General features: G+C 72.0%; 6 protein-coding genes and 1 pseudogene. All 7 read right to left on the reverse strand.

Annotated elements, in window-relative coordinates:
- Nucleotides 1–144 precede the first annotated feature (144 nt).
- The 7 genes and pseudogenes from panD to folB all read right to left on the reverse strand — a co-directional run bounded on the left by panD (nucleotide 145) and on the right by folB (nucleotide 5,586).
- The gene (gene panD / locus HMPREF3121_RS10710) at nucleotides 145–570 is read right to left on the reverse strand and encodes an aspartate 1-decarboxylase (RefSeq protein WP_070523304.1); all 426 of its coding nucleotides are present in this window, start codon (nucleotides 568–570) and stop codon (nucleotides 145–147) included.
- 347 nt (nucleotides 571–917) lie between these two features.
- Nucleotides 918–1,775 (reverse strand): annotated as a pseudogene (panC, locus tag HMPREF3121_RS10715) (pantoate--beta-alanine ligase); the annotation flags it as partial.
- A 108-nt stretch (nucleotides 1,776–1,883) separates the two neighbouring features.
- Entirely contained in the window at nucleotides 1,884–2,789 is a 906-nt protein-coding gene (locus HMPREF3121_RS10720; protein ID WP_070523307.1) for a Rossmann-like and DUF2520 domain-containing protein, read from the reverse strand.
- A 7-nt stretch (nucleotides 2,790–2,796) separates the two neighbouring features.
- Nucleotides 2,797–4,152, reverse strand: coding sequence for a DUF6779 domain-containing protein (locus HMPREF3121_RS10725; RefSeq protein ID WP_070523308.1), 1,356 nt, complete (start codon nucleotides 4,150–4,152; stop codon nucleotides 2,797–2,799).
- On the reverse strand, nucleotides 4,149–4,655 hold the full coding sequence (locus HMPREF3121_RS10730; RefSeq protein WP_070523315.1) for a DUF3180 domain-containing protein: 507 nt from the start codon (nucleotides 4,653–4,655) through the stop codon (nucleotides 4,149–4,151). Before HMPREF3121_RS10730 ends, HMPREF3121_RS10725 begins: the two co-directional genes overlap by 4 nt.
- Before the next feature lie 5 nt (nucleotides 4,656–4,660).
- Nucleotides 4,661–5,203 carry a 2-amino-4-hydroxy-6-hydroxymethyldihydropteridine diphosphokinase gene (folK, locus tag HMPREF3121_RS10735; protein ID WP_070523311.1) on the reverse strand — a complete coding sequence of 181 codons (543 nt, stop codon included), beginning with the start codon at nucleotides 5,201–5,203 and terminating at the stop codon, nucleotides 4,661–4,663.
- Nucleotides 5,200–5,586, reverse strand: a complete 387-nt coding sequence (gene folB / locus HMPREF3121_RS10740; RefSeq protein ID WP_070523314.1) for a dihydroneopterin aldolase — start codon at nucleotides 5,584–5,586, stop codon at nucleotides 5,200–5,202. The genes folK and folB overlap by 4 nt, the downstream gene beginning before the upstream one ends.
- Between the last annotated feature and the right edge of the window lie 156 nt (nucleotides 5,587–5,742).

The raw sequence follows: 5,742 nt of genomic DNA on the forward strand, positions 1-5,742 counted from the left end.
CGGGCGGGCGGGCGGCCGGGAACGACGAAACCCGCCGTCCACGGCGGGACGGCGGGACGGCGGGCGTCGTCAAGCAAAAGCGGAAAGACCACCGGCGACCGCAACCACCCGGAACCACCCGGGCCGCCGGTCATCGACCCTCGACTACCCCGAAAACTCGTCGGGCTTGCGGGGATCCCACAGGCCGGAACCGACCGGCACGTTAGCGGGATCATCGCCCTCGGTGACGATGCGGTTGCTCTCGTCGACGAAGATGACGTGCGGCTTCCGCGACCGCGCCTCCTCGTCGGTCATCATGCCGTAGCCGATGATGATCACCAGGTCACCCGGCGAAATCAGTCGCGCGGCGGCACCGTTGATCGAAATGATCCCCGAGCCGCGCTCACCGGTGATGCAGTACGTGGTCAGGCGATTGCCGTTGTCGATGTCGACGATGTCGACCTGCTCGCCCTCGAGCAGATCGGCCGCCTCCATCAGGTCGGCGTCGATCGTGCAGGAACCGACGTAATGCAGATCGGCCTGCGTCACGGTGGCGCGGTGGATCTTGGACTTCAGCATCGTGCGGAACATCAGCGGCCTCCCTCGGTCGCAGTGCCGGATCCGGTGACGTCGGAATCGGCGGGGTTGGAATCGGCGGATTCGGATTCGGGGCGGGCGGTCGCGGCGCCGTCGCCCTCCGAAGCCGGACGACGAACCGTACCACCCTCGGCACCGTCGGCGCGAGAATCCGCTCCCCCCGCGGCGAATCCGGCGTCGCGCAGACCGTCGCGGGCTTCGCGGGCCTCCCGCTCGGCGCGGACCTCGTCGACGCGGGCCTTGAGCTTCTTCAGCTCGGCCATCTCCTCGTCGGTCAGCGGCTGGTCGTCGAGGCCGGCGGCCGACAGCGCGGCCTGGGCGATCTCGCGCTCCCGCATGTCGCCGAGCACCACGCCGACGTTGTCGATCAGTCGAGTCGCCCCGACCTTCGCCGCCACGAGCAACCGCGCCTCTCCTTCCTCGGGCGCGGGGCCCAGGCCGGCGCCGCGCAGCTCGAGGTAATCGACGTCGACCTCGGGACGCTCGGCGAGCACGGCCCGCGCGGTCGACAACACCGCCTCGGCACCGTGGTCGCCCACGTGCGCGCCGGCGATCAGCGCCGCCGACAGGGTCACGGCCAGCTCGCGTTCCTCCTCGGAGAGGTAGCGGTTGCGGGAGCTCATGGCCAGGCCGTCGGTCTCGCGGATGACGGGCACGCCGTGCAGCTGCACCGGCATGTTCAGGTCGGTGACCATCTGCTGCATCAGCGCCAGCTGCTGGTAGTCCTTTTCGCCGAAGACGGCGTCGGTGCAGTTGGTGATGTTGAACAGTTTGTTGACCACGGTCAGCGCGCCGGCGAAGTGTCCGGGGCGGGTGGCCCCTTCGAGTTCGTCGGCGAGCGGGCCGGGCTGGACGGTGGTGCGGAACCCGTTGGGGTACATCTCGCGCGCGGTGGGGGCGAAGACGAGTTCGCAGCCGATGGCCTTGAGCTTGGCGACGTCGTCGTCGAGGGTGCGCGGGTAGGCGTCGAAGTCTTCGCCTTCGCCGAATTGCAGGGGGTTGACGAAGATGGACACGACGACGACTGCGCGCGGCAGCGATTGTGCGGCGCGGACGAGTTCGAGGTGGCCTTCGTGCAGGGCGCCCATGGTGGGCACGAGCACAACGGGTCGCCCGGTTTTGCGCATGGCGCGCGTGACCTGCGAGATGCCCGCGATGGTGTCGTGGACGGTGATGTCTCCGGCGGTGTAGCCGCTCACGTTTCCTCCGAAAATGCGCGAACGCCCGTCTGACGTTCGTGGTGCGTCCCCCCGAGGGGTCCCGGGGGAAACTCCCGATAGACGGTAGTCCCCCGGCCGCAGTCGATCCTAGTCGGCCCCGGTGGGCCGGTCGTCCAGTTCGCGCAGGACGTGGGTGGATCCCTTCATTTCGGCGATGCGTCGGGCCAGTGCGCGGTAGGCGGGGGTTGCGCGAGGCAGTTCGTCGTCGATGACGTTGAGGTGCTTTACGACGGTGCCGGCGTCGTCGCGGGCCGCCGGCCCGGTCAGTGCCCGCGGGCCCCACTTCAGTGCGTTGTCCAGCGAGGCTTCCAGCAGCGGCCCGAGGAGGGCGGCGGCCTGGTCGCGGGCGGCGCCGGGCGAGTGCGTGGCCGACGGGTCGCCGCCGTCGGAGATGGCGCGGGCGAGGAGGTCGACGGCGTCGGCGACGACGGCGCCGAGGTGGTTGGAGCCGTGGGCCATGGCCGCGTGGTACAGCGGGCGGCGGCTTTCCGGGATGGGGATGGCGCGGCCGCCGATTTCGGAGATGAGCAGTTCGGCGACGGTGCGGGACAGTTCGTCGCCGACGGTGACGCCCCACGGGCAGCCGGTGAGCCGGTCGGTGTCGTCGGGCACGCCGGCGAAGGTCATGGCCGGGTGGGCGGCGATGGTCAGCGCACCGGTCAGGGCGATGGGGTCGAGGACGGCGCGGCCGCGGGAGCCGGCGACGTGGACGACGATGCGCCCGTCCCCGACGTGCGGAACGATCTGCTCGACGACGTCGGGCAGTTCGGGGTCGGGCACGGCCAGGATGATGAGTTCGGCGTCGCGCGCGGCGGAGACGACGTCGGTGATGCGGGCCTGGGGCAGGCGCAGCGCAGCGCGGGCGCGGGAGGCGTCCGATCGGGCGACGGCGGCGGTGACGGCGTGGCCGGCGCGGGCGAGCGCTTCGCCCACGGCGGTGCCGACCGCCCCGGCGGAAATGACGGCGACGGTGAGTCGGGGGGCTCCCGGCACTGGTGGTCTACTCCCCGGCTTCCCGGCGCTCGCGCATCTGGGCGAGCAGCTCGGCGACGGTCAGGCCGCCTTCGTGGTCCTCGGCGCGACGGCGGCCGCGGCGACCGGACGGGGCCGCGTCGGCGGGAGCGTCGGACTGCTCGCCCTGCGGGGCCGACTCGGGCTGCGGGGCCGGTTCGGCCTGCTCTGCCTGCTCGGCGTGCGTGCCCCAGGCAGCGCGATCATCGCGCGCGGCATGGGCGGCGTAGGTGCCCGGCTCGGTGATCTTCGGAGCGTCGGCGGTCGCGGCGTCGGAATCGGCCTGCTCGTCCTCGACGCGCGGCAGCACGGCCGTCGGGCGGGACTCGGCGGCGTCGGGAGCGTCCGGGGTCTCCGGGGCTTCGTGGGCACCGTGGGCTTCGTGGGCGCCATGGGCACCGGGGGCGGGGCGGAACTGGCTCTTGGTCTCGGCCTTCTCCTCCGACTCGGTCTGCCACGGCACGGCCTTGAAGGAACCGGTGTTGAAGCCGCCGCCGAAGGTGTGGCCGGGCACGCCGTTGTCCACGACGGGCACGTCGACCGGTTCGCGGCCGTCCTCTTCGCGGGACTCGAAGGCTTCCTTCTCGTCCCACTCCTCGGGCACGCCGGGCACCGACGGGCCATGCGGACCGTCCGGGCCATGCGGACCGTGGTTGGTGTGGGAACCGACCGAACCGTTGGCGGTGGCTTCGGCGCGGTGGGCGGTGGCGCGCGGCTTCGGACGCTGGTGCGACTCGGGGTCCTTCAGCGGCGACGACGACGGAGCGTCGAGCTCGCGGAGGCGTTCGGCGCGGGCGCGCAGGGCGATGCGCTCCTCGTCGAGGTCGGCGCCGAGCAGTTCGGCGAGATGCTCGCGCAGCGCGACGATCTCGGCGCGCAGCTGGGCGATGGTGTCGTCCGACTTCGCGTCGAGGGAGTCGAGGTAGTTCTGCTCGAGGATGAGCTCCTGCTCGCGGTGCGTGGCCAGCTCGCGGTCGAGCTCCAGGCCGTGCATGACCTCCAGGTCGGCGATGCGCTCGCGTTCGGCGGCGAGCTGGCGGCGGTAGCGGGTGACCAGCAGGGCGCCGATGACCGCGGCCCACAGGCCGGCCAGCACGGCGATCTTCATCCAGCCGGTGGAGTCGGTGAAGAGCATCACGACGCTGGCGATGACGGCCAGCGCGATGAGCGCCACCATCATCCCCGTGGCCACCTTGTCGGTGGTGTCTCCATCACCGGCCGCGACGGGGCGGTCGGCGGAGGCGGTCCCGTCGGAGTTGTCGCCCCACTCCTCGACGCGCCCCGAGTCGGCCACGTCGGAGTGCTGCCCGTTTCGGTCCACGTCGAAATCCTCCGGTTGAGTCATGTCCCCCAGCCTACCGACGGCGGCACGGGTTCCCCTCCCGACGCGGCGGGCGGGTCGTCATCCGGGGGAACCTGACACGATCGTTCGAGCCACAATCCGGCGGCGGAGAGAGCCACGCCGCTCACGGTGCCCACCACCAGGACGGGGCCGTCTTCGGCGGCGGCGGCCAACTCCGTCCAGCGGGGAATCGCCCACACGAGCGCACCGGCGTACAACCCCGTGAGCACGGCGCCGAGCCACGCCGACGCGGTGCCGATGATCAGCCACCTCGCCATGACCAGGGGCTGGATCTGGCTGGAGTCCTGGCCGACGCGGCCGTCGTCGAGCGCGGAGCGGATCCGGCGGGCGGCGGCGACGCACGTCACGGCGAGCACCCACGGAAACAGCAGGTCCCACCAGCTGCGCGGGCCGATGTCGCCGTGGAACCGCCCGTAGAGCAGGTATCCGGCCAGCGCGAACACCAGCGCGGCGACCAGCAGCGACGCCGGCGACGTCGGCTTCATTTGGTTCACGGCCCCCACCCCCGCGGGTCGCGGCGCACGGCGGCGACGTCGTCGGCATCGAGCTTTGCGACGAGGTCCGCCACCGCCTCCCCGCCCAACCGGGCTCCGGGATCGGCGTCCAACCACGGGACCAAAACGAAGGCGCGATCCCTGGCATGGGGGTGCGGCAGGGTCAAAACCGGGTCGGCGGAGACGATCTCGCCGTCAACGACCTCCCGGTCGGGCGCCGGGGAGGCCGGGGCGTCGTCAAGCGGGACGACCTGGACCACGTCGACGTCCAACGTGCGCGGACCCCACCGCACCTCCCGGACGCGGCCCGCCGCATTTTCCAGCGACTGGCCGAAGCGCAGCAGCTCCAGGGGCGTGCGGTCGGTCTCGACGATGAGGACGGCGTTGAGGAAGTCGCCCTGCTCGACGCCTCCCCACGGGGGCGTGGAATACACGGCGGAACGGGCGACGGTGACGTCGGCGAAGGCGTCGGCCACCCGGCGCAGCGCCGCCCGGGCATCGCCCAGGTTCGCGCCGATCGACAGCACCGCCCGAATCATCGACGCGTCTTCCTCGACCGGCGCGCCGTCACCGCGACGTCGCCGAACTCCAGCGGAATCGGCGCCTGCGGTTTGTGCACGGTCACCTCGACCGCGTGCAGCAGGCGCGCCCCGTCATCGTCGGCGGCGAAAATCTTCTCCGCGATCTCGACGGCCACCGTCTCGATGAGATCGCGCGGCGGCCCGGCGATGACGTCGTGCGCGATCCGGGCGACGGCGCCGTAATCGACGGTGGCGGCCAGATCATCGCCGGCTGCGGCGGCGGAAAAATCGAGCCACAGGGTCACGTCGCAGATGAAGTCCTGGCCATCGCGCTTCTCATGGTCGAAGACGCCGTGGTTTCCGCGGACCTTCAGGCCGGTCAGTTCGATGCGGTCGGCCATCTCAGCGCGCCTCCCCCTGCACCATCGGCTTGTTGCCGCCGCCGACCGGGTAATCGCCGTCGGCGGTGACGCCCGCGGGCGCACGACCGGCGGTCCAGGCGGCGGCGACGTGGACGGCGTCGCGGCTGGCGGCGGCCTCGTGGACGCGCACGGCCC

Origin of the sequence: Corynebacterium sp. HMSC11E11, assembly GCF_001807025.1 — a bacterium.
GTDB lineage: Bacteria > Actinomycetota > Actinomycetes > Mycobacteriales > Mycobacteriaceae > Corynebacterium > Corynebacterium freneyi.